This window comes from Candidatus Methylacidiphilales bacterium, assembly GCA_025056655.1.
Classification (GTDB): Bacteria; Verrucomicrobiota; Verrucomicrobiia; order Methylacidiphilales; family JANWVL01; genus JANWVL01.
The window spans coordinates 1-19,790 of sequence record JANWVL010000061.1; the positions used below are offsets into that span (position 1 = coordinate 1).

General features: G+C 49.2%; 22 protein-coding genes and 1 tRNA gene. 11 read left to right on the forward strand and 12 right to left on the reverse strand.

Annotated elements, in window-relative coordinates; translation table 11 throughout:
- The 4 genes from NZM04_03470 to atpD form a co-directional block, all read right to left on the reverse strand.
- Positions 1-1,210 (reverse strand): SBBP repeat-containing protein (locus NZM04_03470; GenBank protein ID MCS7063099.1); only part of this gene is annotated, 1,210 nt, incomplete at its 3' end.
- A 142-nt stretch (positions 1,211-1,352) separates the two neighbouring features.
- Complete coding sequence (locus NZM04_03475; protein MCS7063100.1) at positions 1,353-1,535, reverse strand: hypothetical protein; 183 nt, start codon at positions 1,533-1,535, stop codon at positions 1,353-1,355.
- 462 nt (positions 1,536-1,997) lie between these two features.
- Positions 1,998-2,270 carry a hypothetical protein gene (locus NZM04_03480; protein ID MCS7063101.1) on the reverse strand — a complete coding sequence of 91 codons (273 nt, stop codon included), beginning with the start codon at positions 2,268-2,270 and terminating at the stop codon, positions 1,998-2,000.
- Positions 2,271-2,436: 166 nt separating this feature from the next.
- Complete coding sequence (gene atpD / locus NZM04_03485) at positions 2,437-3,840, reverse strand: F0F1 ATP synthase subunit beta (protein MCS7063102.1); 1,404 nt, start codon at positions 3,838-3,840, stop codon at positions 2,437-2,439.
- A 125-nt stretch (positions 3,841-3,965) separates the two neighbouring features.
- Here atpD and NZM04_03490 point away from each other — a divergent pair, with 125 nt between their 5' ends.
- From NZM04_03490 to NZM04_03500, 3 genes are read left to right on the forward strand one after another with little or no spacing between them, the layout of a single operon-like run.
- A complete protein-coding gene (locus NZM04_03490) occupies positions 3,966-4,646 on the forward strand; it encodes a tetratricopeptide repeat protein (protein ID MCS7063103.1) in 681 nt (226 codons plus the stop codon).
- Between the two features lie 18 nt (positions 4,647-4,664).
- Positions 4,665-5,078 carry a DCC1-like thiol-disulfide oxidoreductase family protein gene (locus NZM04_03495; GenBank protein ID MCS7063104.1) on the forward strand — a complete coding sequence of 138 codons (414 nt, stop codon included), beginning with the start codon at positions 4,665-4,667 and terminating at the stop codon, positions 5,076-5,078.
- Between the two features lie 18 nt (positions 5,079-5,096).
- Positions 5,097-5,876: a glycosyltransferase family 2 protein gene (locus tag NZM04_03500; GenBank protein ID MCS7063105.1), complete on the forward strand. Its 780-nt coding sequence runs from the start codon at positions 5,097-5,099 to the stop codon at positions 5,874-5,876.
- Here the strand turns inward: NZM04_03500 and bioB are convergent.
- On the reverse strand, positions 5,873-6,865 hold the full coding sequence (gene bioB / locus NZM04_03505; GenBank protein ID MCS7063106.1) for a biotin synthase BioB: 993 nt from the start codon (positions 6,863-6,865) through the stop codon (positions 5,873-5,875). The genes NZM04_03500 and bioB overlap by 4 nt on opposite strands.
- Positions 6,866-7,013: 148 nt before the next feature.
- Positions 7,014-8,045, reverse strand: coding sequence for an autotransporter-associated beta strand repeat-containing protein (locus NZM04_03510; protein MCS7063107.1), 1,032 nt, complete (start codon positions 8,043-8,045; stop codon positions 7,014-7,016).
- 57 nt (positions 8,046-8,102) lie between these two features.
- Between NZM04_03510 and NZM04_03515 the strand changes: the two genes are divergently transcribed.
- From NZM04_03515 to NZM04_03535, 5 genes are read left to right on the forward strand one after another with little or no spacing between them, the layout of a single operon-like run.
- Complete coding sequence (locus NZM04_03515; GenBank protein MCS7063108.1) at positions 8,103-8,372, forward strand: hypothetical protein; 270 nt, start codon at positions 8,103-8,105, stop codon at positions 8,370-8,372.
- Between the two features lie 13 nt (positions 8,373-8,385).
- Entirely contained in the window at positions 8,386-9,600 is a 1,215-nt protein-coding gene (locus NZM04_03520) for an amidohydrolase family protein (protein MCS7063109.1), read from the forward strand.
- Positions 9,597-10,259: an SDR family oxidoreductase gene (locus NZM04_03525; GenBank protein MCS7063110.1), complete on the forward strand. Its 663-nt coding sequence runs from the start codon at positions 9,597-9,599 to the stop codon at positions 10,257-10,259. The genes NZM04_03520 and NZM04_03525 overlap by 4 nt, the downstream gene beginning before the upstream one ends.
- Positions 10,250-11,449, forward strand: coding sequence for an 8-amino-7-oxononanoate synthase (locus tag NZM04_03530; protein MCS7063111.1), 1,200 nt, complete (start codon positions 10,250-10,252; stop codon positions 11,447-11,449). Before NZM04_03525 ends, NZM04_03530 begins: the two co-directional genes overlap by 10 nt.
- Positions 11,442-12,365 carry a tyrosine recombinase XerC gene (locus NZM04_03535; protein ID MCS7063112.1) on the forward strand — a complete coding sequence of 308 codons (924 nt, stop codon included), beginning with the start codon at positions 11,442-11,444 and terminating at the stop codon, positions 12,363-12,365. Before NZM04_03530 ends, NZM04_03535 begins: the two co-directional genes overlap by 8 nt.
- Here the strand turns inward: NZM04_03535 and NZM04_03540 are convergent, their stop codons facing one another.
- Positions 12,366-12,905 carry an adenine phosphoribosyltransferase gene (locus NZM04_03540; GenBank protein ID MCS7063113.1) on the reverse strand — a complete coding sequence of 180 codons (540 nt, stop codon included), beginning with the start codon at positions 12,903-12,905 and terminating at the stop codon, positions 12,366-12,368. It lies immediately after the preceding gene.
- A 7-nt stretch (positions 12,906-12,912) separates the two neighbouring features.
- A complete protein-coding gene (locus NZM04_03545; GenBank protein ID MCS7063114.1) occupies positions 12,913-13,749 on the reverse strand; it encodes an RNA polymerase sigma factor RpoD/SigA in 837 nt (278 codons plus the stop codon).
- 94 nt (positions 13,750-13,843) lie between these two features.
- Between NZM04_03545 and NZM04_03550 the strand changes: the two genes are divergently transcribed.
- A tRNA-Arg gene (locus NZM04_03550) sits at positions 13,844-13,917 on the forward strand.
- Between the two features lie 13 nt (positions 13,918-13,930).
- Here the strand turns inward: NZM04_03550 and NZM04_03555 are convergent.
- Together NZM04_03555 and NZM04_03560 are read right to left on the reverse strand one after the other, a co-directional pair.
- Positions 13,931-14,308, reverse strand: a complete 378-nt coding sequence (locus NZM04_03555; GenBank protein MCS7063115.1) for a dUTPase — start codon at positions 14,306-14,308, stop codon at positions 13,931-13,933.
- Positions 14,309-14,319: 11 nt separating this feature from the next.
- Complete coding sequence (locus tag NZM04_03560) at positions 14,320-15,828, reverse strand: phytoene desaturase (GenBank protein MCS7063116.1); 1,509 nt, start codon at positions 15,826-15,828, stop codon at positions 14,320-14,322.
- Positions 15,829-16,150: 322 nt separating this feature from the next.
- On the opposite strand from NZM04_03560, the gene NZM04_03565 reads away from it, so the two are divergent.
- The gene (locus NZM04_03565) at positions 16,151-16,861 is read left to right on the forward strand and encodes a TIGR02206 family membrane protein (GenBank protein ID MCS7063117.1); all 711 of its coding nucleotides are present in this window, start codon (positions 16,151-16,153) and stop codon (positions 16,859-16,861) included.
- Here the strand turns inward: NZM04_03565 and ruvA are convergent.
- Both ruvA and ruvC read right to left on the reverse strand, forming a co-directional pair.
- Positions 16,854-17,450, reverse strand: a complete 597-nt coding sequence (ruvA, locus tag NZM04_03570) for a Holliday junction branch migration protein RuvA (GenBank protein ID MCS7063118.1) — start codon at positions 17,448-17,450, stop codon at positions 16,854-16,856. The genes NZM04_03565 and ruvA overlap by 8 nt on opposite strands.
- 69 nt (positions 17,451-17,519) lie before the next feature.
- Positions 17,520-18,017, reverse strand: a complete 498-nt coding sequence (ruvC, locus tag NZM04_03575; GenBank protein MCS7063119.1) for a crossover junction endodeoxyribonuclease RuvC — start codon at positions 18,015-18,017, stop codon at positions 17,520-17,522.
- A 153-nt stretch (positions 18,018-18,170) separates the two neighbouring features.
- On the opposite strand from ruvC, the gene NZM04_03580 reads away from it, so the two are divergent.
- Positions 18,171-19,790 (forward strand): hypothetical protein (locus NZM04_03580; GenBank protein MCS7063120.1); only part of this gene is annotated, 1,620 nt, incomplete at its 3' end.

The following is a 19,790-nucleotide window of genomic DNA, read 5'->3' on the forward strand; positions in this document are numbered from 1 at the left end:
TGGATAAATCAGCAAAAAGCTCGCTAAACTTCACTAAAAAGGCATCATAAATCCCCCCGTAAGTATTCTGATGCCCGCCTGAGGCGATGCCAGAGGTGCTCGACGTTTCTCCCGCAAGGTAGATGCTCCCGTCGTTCGGATCGACGGCGACCGAAAAGCCCATATCCCAACCGCTTGTCCCGTAATAAGTCCCCCAAACGCGCGTGCCCGAAGCATTAAACTTCACTAAATAGGCATCGGATCCCCCACCGTGAGCATTCTGATACCCACCTGAGGCGATAGAAGCACCCGGCGACCAGCTACTCGTCGATCCCGCCAGATAGACGCTTCCGTCGTTCGGATCCACAGCGACAGAATTACCTTCATCAATGTGCCCCCCGCCATAATAAGTCCCCCATTGGCGCGTGCCCGAGGCATTAAACTTCACTAAAAAGGCATCCCATGACCCTCCTCCATAAGTATTCTGATGCCCGCCTGAGGCGATAGCATCAACAGGCCAAGTAGTAGTCGTATCTCCGGCTAGATACACGCTCCCATCATTCGGATCTACTACTGGGATAAAAGTATCAATCCAATCCGAAAGCCCCTCGCCGCCCACACCCCCATAATAAGTCCCCCAAAGGCGTGTTCCCGACGCATTAAACTTCACTAAAGAGGCATCCCAATTTCCACCGTATGTATTCTGATGGCCACCCGAAGCAATCCCACTCGTGCTCGTTGTCCATCCTGCGACATAAACGCTCCCGTCGTTCGGATCCACCGTGATGCCATAAGCCTCACTGTTAATATAAGATCCCCATACGCGGGTCCCCGAAGAGGTAAACTTGGCAAAATAACCTTGTGCCGGTGTATTTTGATACCCACCAGAGGCAATGCCATTAGTGCTTGACGTAGCTCCTGATAAGTAGACACTCCCATCATTCGAATCTACGGCAACGGAAATACCATAGTCGCTGCCTCCCCCTCCATAATAGCTTCCCCAAAGTCGCGTGCCCGAGGCATTGAACTTCACTAAAAAAGCATCATGATACTCTCCACCGTATGCATTCTGATGTCCACCCGAAGCAATATCGTTCAGGCTCCCCGTCCTTCCAGCCAGATAGACACTCCCGTCATTCGGATCGACAACGACGGAAGCAAAATAATCCTCACCACCTGCCCCACCATAGTAAGTCCCCCAAAGACGCGTCCCATTGGCGTTGAACTTCACTAAAAAGAGATCCGCAACTCCTCCACCAAATGTATTCTGATGTCCGCCTGAGGCGATGGAATTCGCAGGCCACGTGCTATTTGTCCATCCCGCTAAGTAGACGCTTCCGTCGTTAGGATCGACAGCGACGGAATTGCCTCGATCAGCGCCGTTCCCGCCATAATAAGTCCCCCAAAGTCGAAAGACTTGCTGCTGCGCGGAGATCGGCAGGGGGATCCAGGCACTCTATAACTACAATCCCCGTGAGAACCAATCCCACCCTTCTTAACCATTTTTCCCCCAAAATATCCGAAAAGCTGAATGCGATATTTTCTATCGTGCTCATAGCATACACAGAAAAAAAATAAATTTTATAGTTTTTGTCAAGACAATTTTTTGAAAAAAATTAAAAATTATTTTATTTTCTTGCAAGATTTGACTCGGAAGGATTCTTTTCCATAAGCTTCAACACTGAACAAAGGCTCACAACCAGCGCAAAAAAATGCCTAGGCAAAAAATTTCTATCCGAGTTGATTCTTCCTGTCTTGCAAGTGTTAGAGCTAAAAGAATAAATGGCATTAGAGAAATAATTTAACCTTGCCAGAACTAAACTATGAAGCCCTTTTTCGATCATGCTTCCATAATGAAAGCACGGCAAAATCCATGCCAACTTTTTATCAGGTTAATATTTTCCACTTCTCTTACCCCTGTAAGTCTTAAAATGAGTCCAGATAACAAAAAAAAAGACCGCCTAAAAGCTCGTTACTCTCCATCCCACTCTCTTGCACTAAATCAAGATTGCACTAAATCAAGACAACCACAAACTGCCCTCCCCAAACCACATTTTTCCTTCGGAGCGCGAAAGCAAGCGAAGCGCCTCACTGCTTTTACTCCCCCAAAGCGGGGTCGCGCTGGCGCTTGCTCGCGCACTCCATAGTTTGCTTCGGCATTTCATCGAAAGCGGTGTCACGCTAGCCTGCAGCTCGCTTGTCACTGCATTCCACACCCTTGGACTGCGTCCGGAAGCGAAGCGCCGCGGCGCTTTTTTGATTGAGATAGCCCCGACAGACAGGTTCTCCATGACATATATGGAGAGTGCTAAGCACGATTCCATTATTTCAGGCATGTTGAAGAGTTATTATTTTTCTGCGATGTTGGACGCTTCTTGGGCGTGCCCGTTGGTAGGCGGATTGGCAGATTATTATTCCCAATAAATGGGCGATATAGCTGCTTGCAGTCTGGGGAGGCTATGTTCGGACGGAGTCGATGGAGCCTTTCATGTAGAAGTTGGCTTCGGGGATGTCGTCGTGTTTACCTTCGAGGATTTCTTTGAAGCCGCGTATGGTTTCTTTGATCGGGACGTAGACGCCAGGTGTGCCTGTGAAGACTTCGGCGACGTGGAATGGTTGGCTGAGGAAACGTTGAATTTTGCGGGCGCGATAGACGGTGAGTTTGTCTTCGGGCGAGAGTTCATCCATACCGAGGATGGCGATGATGTCTTGGAGGTCTTTGTAACGTTGAAGGACTTTTTGGACGCCGCGAGCGACCTGGTAGTGTTCTTCACCAACGATTTCCGGGGCGAGTGCTTTCGAGGTGGAAGCAAGCGGATCAACGGCTGGGTAGATGCCGAGCTCGGCGATGGAACGTTCGAGGACGATGGTGGAATCGAGGTGTGCAAAGGTGTTGGCTGGAGCGGGATCGGTGAGATCATCTGCAGGCACATAGACTGCTTGGAATGAGGTGATGGAGCCGTTTTTGGTGGAGGTGATGCGTTCTTGGAGGTCGCCCATTTCTGCTGCTAGCGTGGGTTGGTAGCCGACAGCACTTGGGGTGCGGCCGAGGAGTGCGGAGACTTCGGCACCTGCTTGGGAGAAGCGGAAGATGTTATCGATGAAGAGAAGCACGTCTTGATTTTTTTCGTCGCGGAAATATTCCGCCATCGCAAGCCCACTCAATGCGACGCGGAGGCGGGCACCAGGCGGCTCATTCATCTGGCCATAGACGAGGGCGACTTTGGATTTGGAAAGGTCTTTAAGATTGATTACACCAGCTTCAGCCATTTCGTTGTAGAGGTCGTTGCCTTCGCGGGTGCGCTCGCCGACGCCGGCAAAGACGGAGTAACCGCCGTGGCTTTTGGCGATGTTGTTGATGAGTTCCATGATGACGACTGTTTTTCCTACGCCTGCGCCGCCGAAGGCACCGACTTTACCGCCTTTGACGAAGGGGCAGATGAGATCGATGACTTTGATGCCCGTTTCAAGGACTTGTGCCTTGGTGGATTGTTCTATGAGTGTGGGTGCTTTACGGTGGATAGGATAATATTTTGTGGCATTCACGGGTCCACGCTCATCGATGGGCTCGCCTAGGACGTTGAAGACACGGCCGAGGACAGCTTCCCCGACAGGGACGCTGATGGGAGCGCCAGTATCGATGACAGTCATACCTCGCTTGAGGCCTTCTGTGGAAGACATCGCGATAGAGCGCACCCAGCCATCGCCGAGGTGTTGTTGGACTTCGAGAGTGAGTTTTTGGGGAACGTTATTGATCGAGAATTCGACCCTTAGCGCGTTGTAGATTGCAGGGAGATTATCTTGAGAAAACTCAACATCTACTACAGGACCGATGACTTGGACGATTTTGCCCGTGTTCATACATGGTTTCTCTGATTGAAATCGCTAGCCTTAGCAGCGGCGCCTCAGTAAAACAACAAAAAATCTCTACGACTTTCTGCGGTTTTAGCTTTAACGCGAGGCATGCATCCGCTTGAATCGGCCGCATGATTGATGAACGTAAATTAGAAGAGCCACTACCCATTTCATGGGATCAACTTCGCATCGTTCTTGGAGTAGTCATTGCAGTTGCTTTGGTGATCATGGTCTACATTTTCAACGTCGGACAAAAAGCAGCCGCTGAAGCACGTCTGCAATCACTCTACCGCAGCACTGCCACGACTGAGCAACGGCATGAGCTCTTGAGCCGTTCTGAAGCTACGCCTACGGCTGCGCTACTCTGGCTTCAGCTTGCACGCGAATATTTTGAAAAAAACGAATACAATAAGAGCCTCGAGGCCTTTGAAAGTTTTATTGGACGTTTCCCTAAGCATTCCTTGCTTCCCACGGCTGAATATGGTCGCGCCGTTTCGCTTCTCTACTTAGGGCGAACAGATGAAGCGCAAGGTGCATTTGTCTCTATCGGCTACAATCAACAAGCCGCCGCCTACGCTCCGCTTGCCCTTATCCAAGCGGCTAGGATAGCCATCGAGAAAAAGAATTTCTCTGAAGCACGAAGACTTCTCCGTGAGACGCAGCAACTCTATTCTCAAAGCGTTGCTGCGTTTGAAGCTCAATCTCTACTTCGCGACTTGCCGCCAGAGCCCAACTCGCCTACGGCTTCCGTATCGCCTACTCCTCCATCGCCAGTGCAATCTCTTGTGCCGACTGCTTCTTCGCCAAATTAATTGACATCTCTTGCTTCCATGGCCCTAGGCTCAATTATAATCTATTACGATGGTCTTTGCGCCTTCTGCAATGCCTGGGTGCGCCGGCTCATTCGGTGGGATACGAGAGGACAATTTTATTTCGCGACGCAACAAGGGGCCCTTTTTCAGAAACTTCTTCAAGCCCATCCGGAGCTCATGGATGTAAACTCGATTGTTATCCACGACCAACGCTCATCACGTGACAACCTTTACATCAAGAGTGAAGCTGTGCTTTTTGCATTTAGCCTTCTAGACTACCCCTATCGCTTTCTGGCTCTTTTGCGTTACTTGCCCCGAAGGCTTCGCGATCGAGGATACGATTTGTTTGCGAGACATCGTTACCGTCTATTTGGACGCTACGACATCTGCCCAGCTCCACCGCCGCATCAACGTTCTCGATTTCTTGATTGAAGAAGTCTTGATCTCACTATGGAATCTACGACAGAGGCTTACTTTTCCAATGCCACATTTTCAATTGTGGTGCCGTTTTACAACGAGTCAGAAAATCTGCCGCGACTGATTCAAGAGATCGACGACGTGCTGCTCTCGATGAAAGCTCCTGCTGAGATCATTCTTGTGGATGACGCTAGCACGGACGAGCCAGAAAAGCCTAGTGCGAGTCCGCATTTTTCCATTCGTTGGCTTCGTCTTACTGAGCGATCCGGGCAAAGCGCAGCAATCTACTATGGCATCCAAGAAGCTTCCGGCAAATATGTTATTTTGATGGATGCAGACTTGCAGAACGATCCTGCGGATATCCCCCGCCTCTTCGAAAAAATTGAAACTGATAAGCTCGATCTTGTGACGGGAATCCGCGTGCGGCGCGAAGACAACGCGGTGAGGCGCTACTCCTCAATCATCGCGAATGCGGTGCGCTCGACTCTTCTCCGCGATCGCACTACCGACACGGGATGCTCGCTAAAAATCATGCGCCGAGAGCTGGCGCGTCGCTTGCCTGGCTGGAATGGCATGCACCGATTTATTCCTTCATTTGCAGTAGCAATGGGCTACACGGTCGGAGAAATTGAGGTGAATCATAGGCCACGTGTTGCAGGAGTGAGCAAAGTGATCGGTTGGCAACGTGCGATTCGCGCGACGGTGGATTTGATAGGGATGTTGTGGTTGACGCGCCGTCAATTCAAAGGTGTGCCGGAATCGGATGAATTGCCAAGAGTAGCTCCGAAGGTCGATGATCCAAGAGCGAGCTAAGCTGAGAGATTGCAGCTTGTAGCACAGGCCTCGGATGCTGGAGAAGACATGTTGGAGTCGCAGGTTTTAATGCCCAGTGTTTCGAAAAGTGCGTAATCACTTTCGACCGATGGGTTTTTAGCGGTCAAAAGTTTACCTCCGAAAAATATGGAGTTGGCCCCTGCGAAGAAGCACCAGGCTTGGGTCTCGCGGCTGAGGTTTGTGCGTCCGGCTGAGAGACGGATGCGAGTGCGAGGAAAAGTGATCCGTGCGACGGCAATCAGGCGAATCAATTCAAAGGGGTCTACGGGTGGCTGGTCTGCCAGAGGGGTGCCGGGTATGGGTTGCAGGCAATTTATCGGCAGGCTCTCTGGCGGGGGATCGAAGCTGGCGAGCACTTCGAGCATTTTCAAACGATCGATGATGGTCTCTCCCATGCCGATGATGCCTCCTGAGCAAATGGCCATTCCTGCTGCTGAGGCGTGACGTATCGTATTGAGCCGATCTTGGTAGGTGTGTGTGGTGACGATTTTCGGATAGAAGTCGGGGCTGGTGTCGAGGTTATGATTGTAAGCGGTAACACCTGCTTCTTTGAGCATCTGAGCGGATCGAGGGGTGAGATTTCCGAGCGTTACACAGACTTCCATGCCAAGCGCAGCGACGCCACGGACCATTTCAAGGACCGGTTGGAGTTTGCTATCGTTTTCTGAGACGCCACGCCAAGCAGCACCCATGCAGAAGCGGGTAGCTCCCGCTGCTTTTGCGGCTTTAGCTCGCTCGATGACATCCTGAGGATTCATCAACTCCTCACGCGTGATGCCAGTCTGATAGTGAGCACTTTGGGAGCAGTAGGCGCAGTCTTCTGAGCATCCGCCGGTCTTTATGCTTAGGAGGGAGCAGAGTTGCACGGCATCTTGTTTCCAATGCTCAAGAAAGACTTGACGTGAGCGGGTGACCAATTCGAAGAACGGTAATTCGTAGAGCGATTGCAACTCGGCGAGGGTAGTCATTACCCGGCTAGTATGAGCAAGAGGCAGTGTGGCGGCGAGTGAATTTTCTTTGATTAATGATTAGTATAAAAAGGATGATAATCGCTACCAGTGCTGCTCGGGGCTCTGGAACCGGGACGATTTCTCCGCTCGAAAGGATTGTGGCTCCTTAGATCCCCGGTGCGAGACCTTGAGGATTGACGAAAACAATTTGAGCCAACTTAGTGGGAGTGAGGCCTGAGCTGTTGGTGCCGAAGTAAATTTGGTCTGTGCCTCCTCCGTTGGTTGAGCCGCTCCAATTTAGAATTTGGAGTTGTGCACTGCTATTCCAAAAGGCAGAGCTGCTGTTGGCAAATTGGAGGATGCTGTTGCCTGAGCCTAAGTCTAGGGTGGAGGAAGCGGAGAGGGTTAAAACGCCTAGCGTCTCGGAAAAACCTTGTGTAGAGAATGTGCCGCCGGCGAGCGTGAGGTTGCTGGTGTTGTTGATTTGGTCAGATTGGCTAAGCAATAAGGTGCCTGAAGATTGGACGAGAAGGTTGCCGTTGATGGCATTGACGCCTGGAGTTTTGTTGAGTTCCAATGTGCCGCTGGCCACAGTCGTCAAGCCAGTGTAAGTGTTGGGAGAATTTCCAGAAAGCGTGAGGGTGCCAGAGCCTGTTTTGGTGAGATTGGAAGCGGTGGAGAGGCCATTTGTGATCGAGCCGGTAACAAGATGATTGGAGGCTCCAGCCATTGTGAGGGTGCGATTGACAGCGGAGTCGGAGAGATGGATTGTGTTGTAGATTAATGGGGCACTGGCTGCTGTGAAGGTTCGGTTGCCTGTTAGCTCGATGGTGGAGTTTATAGTCTGGGGTTGAGAGGAGTTGTTGTTGATGGCACTGGGGATAAGGGTGTATGAATTGAGAGTGAATGCATCAGCGCTGGAATCAAAAGTGAGGGTGCCGACGATGCGGTTGACTTGAAGGTCGACTGTGGTTTGGATTGTGCCGGAGAAAGTTACATTGGCTCCAGGGGAAGGCACGGTGTTGGTGCTCCAGTTGCTAGGGACCCCCAGTTGCCATTTCCTCCAGCGCCTGTCCATATTTGGGCTTTGAGAAAAGCTGGGAAGGCTAGGATGAAAAGGATGTGAGATAGATAATGATATGCATGACACCAACGACTTTTCATCAGGTGTTGATGTAGCAGAATCCATGCCAGTCATGGTTTTCAAAGGGCCAAACGAGCTTGCTTTTGGCTTTTTTTGATGGAGATTACATATATGCTGATTTTCAGGAGATGGGTCCTCAGTTGTGTAGCGGGCTTGTATTTGGCGGCGGCACCGATAGCCTGGGGATGTGCTGGTTGTAAGACCTCGTTGGTTAGTGGCGACTCAGAGGCAGAAAAATCTCAACATGCGGTCATGGCTTACAGTGTGAGTGTGTTGACTATGTTGGGGGTTGTAACAGGGCTGGTATCTTTGGGAGCTTGGGGTGCGCGACAGACCTTACAGAGGCTGCAGGCATTGAAGGCCGATATGAGGGGTGACTGATGGTTCGGACAGTGTGAAGACGCTGATTCTGGCACCGTGGGCTGTTGTCGAAGATGGAGTGATAGTAGAAGCGGCCGCAGTATGGGTGGAGGGGGATAAAATTGGCGGCTGGGCACGTGCGGATGGAGTGGATCGAAAGGATTATGATCAGGTCGTGGAGTTGGATCACTGTGTGTTATCGCCGGGCTGGTTGAATGCCCACACGCATTGGGATTATGGGTTTTTAAGAGGAAATTGGCCGAGAGGAGGAAGTTTTATCGAATGGCTGCAGCAGATGGTCGAGGTGAAGCGAAGGGCCGATAGGGCTGCGGTATCGGAGGCGATGGTTAATAGCGCAGAAGAAAGTTTGCGGAGCGGTTGCACGACGGTGTTGACGATTTGTAGTTTCCCCGAATGGATTCCTGATGCATTTCAGGCTGCGCCTCGGACCATTTGGGCGATAGAATGGATCGATTTTTTGCAACCGATAGCGGCTGACTTTTTGGAAGAAAGGATGAGTGAGTATATGAGGAGAGTGGTTAACTTTCATCACTCAATCGCTATTTCGCCCCACGCACCTTATACGGCATCTCCAGACCTTTATCGTATGGCTCTTGATTGGGCTTCGCGCTATAACGTTATCTGCACTACGCACCTCGCAGAGTCTGAAGCGGAGTGGAAGATGTGGACTGAGGGTGACGGGGAAATGTCGGAGTGGCTCAGCGGACGTTTTTGGTGGCAGTGGACAGTGGGGCAAACGCCTGTAAGTTCGCTTGTTCAATCAGGAGGGATGACGGGAGGAATGTTGATTGCGCATGGGAACTATTTGTGTTGTGAGGATTATGCGTGGTTAAAAAGATATGACGCCACGGTGGTGCACTGTCCGCGTTGTCATGGTTTTTTCGGGCATCAAGATTTTGATTGGGAAAGCTATCGGCGATCGGAGATAAACGTCTGCGTGGCAACGGACAGTCTTGCCAGCACGTCCTCTCTTGATTTGCGAGGTGAACTGTTTTACTTGAAACAGCAAAATCCTGAATGGAGCGAGCGAGAGTTGTGGAGGAGCGTTACGTTATATCCTGCTAGGGGATTGCGACTCGCGGATTGCTGTGGACGTATAAGTGCAGGATTGAATGCGGATCTTGTTGCGTTTCCACTGCGCAAAGAGCTAGAGCCTTGGAGTTTTATTTATGAGGAAAATGAGACAGTATCGTGGGTGATGATGGGTGGGAAGATAAGCGTGATATGAGTCGTGTGGCTTTAATTAACGGTGGAAAAGGAGATTTAGCACAGGCCATCGCACATGTGTTGAAGGAAAAGGGCTGGGGGGTGATTCATACGCCGGGCAAAGATGAGCTCGACGTAAGGGATGAAGATGGGGTGAGGAAGTATTTTGGGAGAATCGAGCGGCTGGATTTATTTATTCACAATGCAGGTTTCATCCGTGACCATGCGTTTTTGAATCTGAATTGTGAAGACTGGGATGCCGTGATGGCCGTTCATTTGAGGGGAGGTTTCTTATGTGTGCGGGAGGCGTTGAAGATAATGATGCGGCAGGAGGAAGGCGGTCATGTGTTACTTATTGGTTCTAATAGCGCGCGTAGCGGTAGCTTTGGACAAAGCAACTACGCAGCTGCAAAAGCTGGATTAATAGGGCTTGGGCAGGCGATTGCACGTGAATATGGTCAGCGGAATGTGCGTTGTAATGTGGTCTTGCCGGGTTATCTTGAAACGAAAATGAATCGGCATCTGCGAGCTGAAATTGTGGAAGCAATCAGACGACAGCATGTGCTGGGGCGATTTACAACGATAGAGGAATCGGCTCGGATGATTGCGGCGTTAGCAGAGAGCCAGCATATATCGGGACAGATTTTTCAACTCGACTCGAGGATTAATCCATGGACTTGAATTTTACTCGCTACCTCGAAGAACAGCTTGAGGCGATAGAGAAACGTAATCTTCTGAGGCGCCTTAACATTATAGAGACATTGAATGGGCCTTATTTGCAACACGAGAGTGTGCAGTATCTGAATTTTGGGTCGAACGATTACCTTGGTTTAGCCCAAGATACGAGGGTGAAAGAGGCCGTGCTGGAATATTTGCGCGACCACAGGCGTAGCTTGGGTGGAACTTCGTCGCGACTTATTACAGGTCATGCTGCTGTGCTGGCTGAGGCCGAGAAACGGTTAGCAGAATTTAAGGGGACGGAGGCTGCGTTAATTTTTTCGTCAGGTTATGCAATGGCGTTGGGTGTAATTCCGGCTTTAGTGGAGAGAGGAGATTTCATTCTACTGGATCGAAAAGCACATGCGTGTCTAATTGACGGTGCGCGTCTGAGCGAAGCTTCTGTGCGAACGTTTCCTCACAATGATATGGAAATGCTACAGAGCTTGCTGTCAAGAATACGGGAGCGCCATCCGAAGGTTAAAATCTGGATCATCACTGAGTCGTTATTTTCAATGGATGGCGACTGGGCGCGCTTAAAAGAGATTGTCGAACTTAAAAAGCAGTGGGGGGCATGGCTGCTCGTGGATGAAGCTCATGCTACAGGGATTTATGGAGCACGGCATCGCGGGCTACTTGAGCTACACAAAATTGAGTCAGAGGTAGAGGTTCAAATGGGAACACTGGGAAAAGCTCTAGGACTAATGGGTGGCTATATCGCAGGTTCATCAAATTTGGTTAATTACCTCATCAATCGAGCAAGAAGCTTTATTTTTTCGACCGCTCCATGGCCTGCTTTAGGAGTGGCTGTGAATAAGGTTCTTGAAATAATCCAGGACGACAAAGAGTGCCTGAGTTTGCTGTCGCGGCTCTGGAAAAATGCTCACGATTTTAAAAAAAATATTTTCGGGGAAAACGTAATGCCACCGATTTCACCTGTTTTTCCGTTGATTCTTGGAGAGGAACAGAAAGTGCTGGAAGCAATGGAATCGCTGAAAAACCAGAAAATATGGGTTCCTGCGATTCGTTATCCTACAGTGCCTAAAGGAAAAGCGCGCTTGCGTGTATCCATTACAGCGCTTCACGATGAAGGATCTATCAATAGACTTGCTTCAGCACTTAAAGTTGCTGGATTGAATTTTGAGAATGAATAGTCACGAAGCTTTTTTCGCACATTTGCAGACGAGCGGCTATTCAGACAAGACGATTCGTAATTACAAACAGGCGATTAGCGATTTTCTCAGGTATAGGCAATGTGGAGAATGGGGAAAATTTACCGAGCGCGATTTTCGCGATTATCTCCATCAACTAACAATTAAGCATCGTCTGAATGCGAGCACTTTGCGCTTACGTTTTGCGGCTATTAGAAGTTTTTATCGTTGGGCTGTGCAGCGCGGATCCTTAAAACATAATCCAGCGCTTAAAGTTACACTGCCTAAACTTCCACGCCGATTGCCTCGTTTTATTTCCCAAACACAGATTGATGCGCTGCTTGATGCGCCATTTAAGCGACTAAAGGAGGAACAAGACCGCTTGTCTCAGGATGGGGGCAAGCGTCGCGGTCGGATATGGCGAGAATGGCAAGCGTGGAGAGATCACGCGATCCTTGAAGTCTTGTATGGCTCAGGAATGCGAATTTCTGAGCTACTTAACATGAGGTGGGCAGAGGTAGACTTCGTTCAAGGCGTCGTGCGAGTCACGGGAAAAGGAAATAAAGAACGAATTTGCATTTTAACGAAGCCAGCTTTACATGCGCTGAAGAGATACAGGGAGCTGTCTCCATATGGCGATTCCCAACATATTTGGCTTTCTGACCTTGGGGAGCGGTTAACAGCTCGAGCTATACAGTTGTCTTTAAAAAAGTATCTTACAATTGCTGGTCTCGACCCTCGACTTACCCCGCATAAACTGAGGCATTCATTTGCTACCCATTTACTCGAACGAGGGGCAGATTTAAGAAGCGTCCAAGCGTTGCTGGGGCATGCACAGCTTTCCACGACCCAGATTTACACACGGGTAAGTCCAGCACATCTGAAATCGGTGTATCAAAGCACGCATCCCCGCGCTTAATTAGGGATACTCTATTGCTGCGTAGATAGGTCGATCCCCTAGGCGCTCACGGCCATTCAGAAAAGTCAACTCAAGTAAGAACGCCAACTCGACGACTTTACCGCCGGCTTTTTCGACGAGATTGGCAGCGGCGCCGGCAGTGCCTCCCGTGGCTAAGACATCGTCGATGATGATGACTTTTTCATCCTTTTTTACCGAGTCGACATGCATTTCCAGGGTGTTGTGTCCATACTCTAAGTCGTAATCGACTGAAATCGTCTTGTATGGCAATTTTCCCTTTTTTCGAATGAGGATTAATCCGACACCTAAGACATGAGCTACAGCCCCTGCAAAGACAAATCCGCGCGCATCGATGGCAGCAATTTTATCTATCGTTTTGCGTTGATAGCGCTCGACAAAAACTGTGACTGCTAAACGAAAAAGTTGCGCATCGACGAGGATCGGAGTGATGTCTTTGAACAACACACCCGGTTTTGGGAAATCGGGCACGTCTCGAATCTCTTTCTTGAGGCGGTCCAGGGAGCTTCGGTATGGATACATGGTCTATTTATTTTGTTTTTTCCTCCTCTAGAATTTTCCTGAGTTTTTCCAACGCGATTTTTTGCAACTGGCGGATTCGCTCACGGGTGACGTTGAATTTTTTACCGATTTCCTCAAGCGTCATCTCTTTGCCATCTTGGGTCCCTAAGCCAAATCGAAGCTTGAGAATCTTTTGTTCGCGCGGGTCGAGTTTCGGCAAGATCTCTGCCAGGCGATCTTTGAGATTATCCATTACGAGGTCGTAGCTTGGATCTTTGACCGATTCATCAGCTAAGATGTCGCCTAGCGTGGCACTGTCGCTTTCTTGAGTTAGTGCTGCATCAAGGGAAGAGGGCCGCATCGTCGCCATACGGAGCTTAGCGATCTTTTGGGGAGTGGTGAATAGCTCTTCCGCCAGCTCTTCATCTGTCGGCTCGCGATCTAATTCTTCTGCGAGTTGCATGGCTACGCGACGCATTCTTGCGATTTTATCAACCAAATGCACAGGCAGACGTATCGTTTTGCCTTGGTTAGCTAGTGCGCGTTTGATCGATTGTCTGATCCACCAAGCAGCGTAAGTGCTGAGCTTGCCGCCTTTGTCTGGGTCAAACCGGTCTACTGCTTTCATCAGGCCAAGGTTGCCTTCAGAGACTAAATCTACGAGCGGCATTCCATATCGACTGTATTCGTGAGCAATTTTGACCACAAGCCGTAGATTGGCTTGGATCATACGGTTGCGGGCTTCTTGATCGCCTTTTTTGATTCGCTTAGCGAGTTGCTTTTCTTCTTTTGGGGTGAGCAAGGGGATTTCATTAATCTGGCGGAAATAGTATTCCAAGGAATCGTCATAAGCATCGCCCACCATACGGGCAATCAGAATGGGTGTGTTGGCTTATGTGGTCAATCCATTTTGAAAACTGGGATTGAAATATGGATTCCAATGGACAACATGGAATGGGGCGCCCATAGCTCAATTGGATAGAGCGTTGGCCTCCGGAGCCAAAGGTTTCGCGTTCAAATCGCGATGGGCGCATGAGGCTCTTGGATCAAATATGTCGGGAGTCTGAAGGGTCCTTAGCCGTATAGCCACTTTCCTGGCGTTGATGGTTAATTTGATTTTTCTTAACGTAAGCTTGAAATACATCCTCTGCCGTCATCCCCAGCACTTGAGCTAACGAAATCAAAAAATGAAAGAGATCGATAACTTCAACGCGAGCATTTTGTTCATCGAACTTTTGATACTTTGCCCACCACTTCCACGGCACGCTATCTACCAGCTCGGCAAGCTCCTGTGTCATCGCTCGGGAATAGTTTAAGATCCAGCGAATCTTTTCCTCTTCACTTAATCCAGTGAGTTTTACGCCGATCCGCGCATTCAACTCCTCTTGAAGTCGAAAAATTTCGTGGAGCTTATCTTGCGGCATGGAGGAAACACTCAATTTGGGGTAGCCTTAGGCATTGGAATTAACCGATCAAGCACTTTCGCGCTCGACAAGACTCCCGGCAAGCCGGCGCCTGGATGTGTGCCTGCCCCTACAAAATAGAGGCCTTTGATATCCTCGGATTCATTGTGGGGGCGAAACCATGCACTTTGGGTTAAGATTGGCTCAAACTGAAATGCAGAGCCAAGATAAGCATCGAGCTCGGTCTCAAAATCGGCGGGGGTGAAGATGCGCTGCGTTATAATATTTTCTCGGAGTCTAGGGCACACCCGTTCTTCGATGGTTTTTAATATAGATTCCGCGTAACGGTCTTTCTCTCTCTCCCAATTAATCTTTCCTCCTAAATGTGGCACGGGGGAGAGCACGTAGAAACATTCACATCCTTCAGGTGCGAGCGATGGATCTGTGCGAGTTGGCGCGTGAAGATAAAGTGAGAAGTCTTTAGCAAGAATTTTGTGATGAAAAATATCATCCAAGAGGCCTTTGTAGCGTTCAGACAAGATGATGGTATGATGAGCCAGATAAGGATAGGTGCACCGTGTTCCGAAATAGATTAAAAAAAGCCCCATCGAATACCGCATGTTTTCTAGGCGTCGATCAGTCCACTTTTTTCGAGCTTCTGCGGGAATCATTTTGCGGTAGGTATTAGCGACGTCAGCATTCGAAACGATGATCTCTGCTCTCCATTCGCGACCGTCTTCAGACTGCACTCCTTGGGCGCGTCGACCTGAAAGTATAACCTTTTTTACCTTTGTATTGAGTTCGATTTTGCCGCCCATTTCCTTAAATAGCCTTACAAGAGCCTGCACGAGGGCACCTGTCCCTCCTATTGCGAAATGGACGCCCCACTTTCTTTCGAGATAATGGATCATCGAGTAGATTGAAGAGGATTGGAAGGGGTTGCCTCCAACAAGCAACGGATGAAAACTGAACACTATGCGGAGCTGTGGATCTCGAATGTAGCGGGAGGTGAGCTTGTAGACGGATTCAAAGCTACGGAGCCTGATTAAATCTGGAGCGACGCGGATCATATCTGTGAGATGTGAAAAGGGCTTATCGGCGAGATCGATAAAAGCTCGACGAAAAATTCTCTCTGTTTCTTCCACAAATTGCTTGTAACCCTCGACGTCAGTCGGTGAAAATTTTTTTACTTCTTCGATCATTTTGATCTCATCGCCTGTGTAATCGAAATGCCGTCCATCAGCAAAAATAATGCGATAAAATGGGTGGTTGGGCACAATACGCACATAGTCTTCGGTTTTTTTACCTGCGAGCGCAAACAGTTCATCGATTAAAAATGGGGCGGTGATAATCGTCGGCCCTGCATCGAATGTGAAACCGTCCTGGCGGTAGACGTAGGCGCGTCCTCCTGGCTGATCTCGCATTTCTAGTATCGTCGTGTCGTAACCTTTGGCTTGTAGGCGTATGGCGGCGGCTAGTCCTCCAAAGCCTGATCCGATTACAAGGGCTTTAGCTTGAGTAATATTCGGACGGTAGAGCATTCGATATGGATTTATTTTTCGAGGGAACTTAGGGAACTTGGCTAAAATAATTGAAAAAGTCCACCTTCAAAAATTTTTCAACATTTCTGGGCTTGAGGCTTTTCTTTGATTTATCGAGGCGATGGCTTTATCTCATCTGTTGCAGAGGTTATCGTTGCTACTGTCAGTTGAGTGAGCTCGAGTGAGAGTTGAGGTTGTAGAAGTAGAAGTGACGCTGTAAGGGACGTAGAAGTGACGCTGTAGGAGGTTATGCTGTAGCTTTGTGCGTCGAAGATAAAAACTTTATCGAATTTGTGACTTCGCTTCGAGAGAAGGTTGGTGTTTGAATTTAGTCACCATGAGTTGGCCTTTTGATCTTGAGCATAGTGTTGTCATTGCGTTGATGCTGATCATCCCTGGATTGGCAGCTTGGGGTGCAAGGAAGAGCCAAGGTGTTTTACTCGGCGTGCGATGGAGCTTTACGGTTATGCTAGTGGGTAACAAATTTTTTGCGCTTTATCTTGCTCTAAATGTGGAAGGCATCGGGTGGCGCGACATTTTGCCTTTACACGTTTGTGATCTGGCGACGCTGTGGGTGATTTTAGCTTTGTGGAGCCGCAATCAAATATGGATGGATTTGGCCTATTTTTGGGGATTGGCAGGCACTTTGCAAGGGGTGCTGACGCCAGACTTGCCTGTGGAGTTTCCGCATGCGCGGTGGTTTTCGTTTTTTATTTCGCATGCAGGTATCGTGGCTGGGGTCTTATATTTAGTGTGGGGGGAACGACGACGGGTTTATTTGCGTTCGGTCTGGGCTGCTTGGAAATGGATTATGGTTTATGCGGTCTGTGTATCGGTGGTGAATGTGCTTTTGGGGACGAATTACGGCTATCTGTGCGCTCCGCCTCAGAATCCTTCGCTGATTGATTATCTTGGTCCTTGGCCATGGTATATCGGCAGTCTGATGATTTTGGCTGTGGTGAAGTTTTTTATTTACTACCTTCCTTTTGCTTGGAGTGATTTTCGTCGAAGACAACAGGGGGCTGCTAGATAAGCTTTAATGCTTCTCGCAAGAGCGTTTCGGGGCTTGCATTCGGGCAGTGCAGTTGTGCTTGCTTTACGGCAGTCTGCGCCTCTTGTTGTTTGTAACCCAAGGCGACTAGGGCGAGCACAGCATCTGTGGCGGCTTGTTGTGAGGAAGCCTGCGGATTGGCTGGTGAAGCGGCTGGAGAGGCAGTAAGGTTGATTTTATCACGAAGATCTAGGACGATGCGTTCGGCTGTTTTTTTTCCGATGCCTTTAATCTGGCTGAGGCGAGTGACGTCGTGTTGAAGAATAGCCGCACGAAATTCATCCGGTGAGAGATGATTAAGGATCTGAATCGCCATACGAGGGCCGACTCCTGTGACGTGTTGAATGAGGAGGCGAAAGAGGTCACGCTCTTCGTGTGTAGCGAAGCCGTAGAGGACATGGGCATCTTCGCGAACGATGAGTTGCGTCAGTAAGGTGCAGGGCTGTTGAGGCGATGGGAGACGATCATAGGTGGAAAGGGGGATAAAAACTTCATATCCGACACCTTGCACGTCGATTGTCACTTGTGTAGGCAAGGATTGGAGGAGGATACCACGGAGTTGTGTGATCATTGGATGAGATTATCGGCCTGGAGATATGGATTGAGTTAAGTTAGAAGAAGAAAAAGGAACTGAAAGAAGTTACAATGCCTTAGTTGGGGACATCGGAGCGAGGATACTTTGGTAATGGGTCCAAGCAATAGCCAGTGCATCTGCAATGTCGTGAGTGGGGGTGTGGTCCAAACGGAAGAGCGAACGCATCATGTTGGCGACTTGGTTTTTTCCAGAGTTGCCTAGGCCAGTTGCAGCTTGTTTGATACGGCGAGGAGCGTATTCGTATGTCGGTATGGCTTTTGATTCTAAAGCTAGAAGTATGACCCCTCGTGCTGCACCGAGGGTGATAGCAACGGCTGCATTTTGTAGGTAAATTATTCCTTCCAGAGCTGCATGCATGGGTTGATATTTTTCGATAAGCTCGAGTGTCAGGTTGTATATCTTTTGAAGGCATTGAGAAGGACGAAGTGAGGAGCAAACGCGAAGGACGCCATAGTCTAAAGCAGTGGGAGGGGTCGGATGCGCAATTTTTACGACCGCATAGCCGGTATGGCGGAGAGAAGGATCAAAGCCGATTATAGTCACGTCGGTAGGGTAAGATAAGTTTTTTCAACTTTGAAGAGAAATAAAGGCAAATTTTTTATGCTGTGATGTTATTGGGAGCTGTGTTTCAGAAAATTAGAAAGTAGAAAGGCGAGTTATTCGGGACTTTGGCACAGTTCTTGCAGGATAGTCGGCATGAGACAAAAGCCTAGCTACGTCGGCAGAGGGAGGGTTTTATCGTGGGTAATTTTGGGTTTACAAATTTGGGCCTTCTGGGGAGCGGCTTTTTTCTGTGGTATAGACCACACCATCGGCCAGACACGTCAGTGGGGCACATGGTATGGTGGCTCAGGTTATGATTTTGTAGAGCGCAATGGTGTAATCATAGCTGCAGACGGGAGCGTGGTTCTGGTGGGCAATACTCAATCCAATTTTGGTATTTCGACGCCTGGAACGCACAAAACTCAAATGACGAATGTGAATTTTAGAGATGTGTTTATGGTGCGGCTGGGGTCAGATGGCGTGCGGCAATGCGCGACCTATTACGGTGGAGATAACGAAGAATTGGCCATGGACGCGGTGTCTAACGAACTTGGGGATGTTTACATTGTAGGAGCTACTGCCTCAAATTGGCCTTCAGATGCGATAGCGACAGCGGGTAGTGCTCAAGTAACCTTCGGAGGTGGGAAATATGATGCCTTTTTAGTAAAGATGGATCGAAATTGCCGACGAGTGGCTGGCACTTACTTTGGTGGAGCGGGGCAGAATGGTGACGGGGCTTATGGAGTTGCATTAGGTAGAGATGGCATCTATGTGACAGGATGGACAGATTCAGCGTCGGGAATTGCGACGAGCGGAGTGTATCAGACTATGTTTCGCGGAGGGTATGACGCATACCTTGTGAAGCTGCATCCTCTGAATCATCAAGTGGTGTGGGCAACGTATTTTGGCGGAGAGGGGTATGATGTGGCCCACTCCGTGAAAGTAGCAGAAGATGGCCATGTTTTCATCGCAGGCATTACCACCTCACAGAACCATATTGCTACACGGGGAGTGCACCAGGAGACTTTGGGAGGGGGGATGGACTTGTTTATAGCAAAGTTTCAATCTTTAACCGGACAACTTGTCGCAGCGACCTACGTCGGCGGTGAACGCAATGAGGGGGTAATGAATCAGGTTGCTCTAGAATTATCCCGGAGCGGTTATGTTTATCTACTTTCAGATACGTATTCCTCAACGGGAATTGCAACGCCGGGAAGTCCTTTTCAAGCACGTGGAGGAATGCCTGATTTGGATATATTAGACCTTTGCCTGGTGAAACTCAAACAGAGTGATCTCAAACGTGTCTGGGGCACTTACCTAGGGTTCAAAAATGTAGAAGGCCATGGGGTGATGGCTATTACCTCTGCCGAAAATATTTACATCGCTGTGGCTTCATCCGGAGCAGAGGACCCGACCCCCAACACTTTTCAGACGACCACAGGCTTGAGTGTGCTTGGCAAATATCGCGGCGAGGATGCTCGATTAGAATGGTTGACCTACTTTGATGGTCCGATCCGAGGTATTGCGGTGAATACAAACGAGGAGATTGCTGTGGCTGGTGCATACAATTCTGAAATCACGCGAAGTGGGTTACCATTAAATATCGTATCAGAGTCGGCTCACCAGAGAGAAATACAAGGCAGTATGGATGCTTTCGTGGTGAAATTCAGCCATCGCCCTCCTCCGCCCCGAATCGTAGCTCCAAAGAATGTTGAAGGTTATCTTGGTCTAGCCATTGATCCAGTGCAGTTCAGAAATAACAGTGGCCAAGCG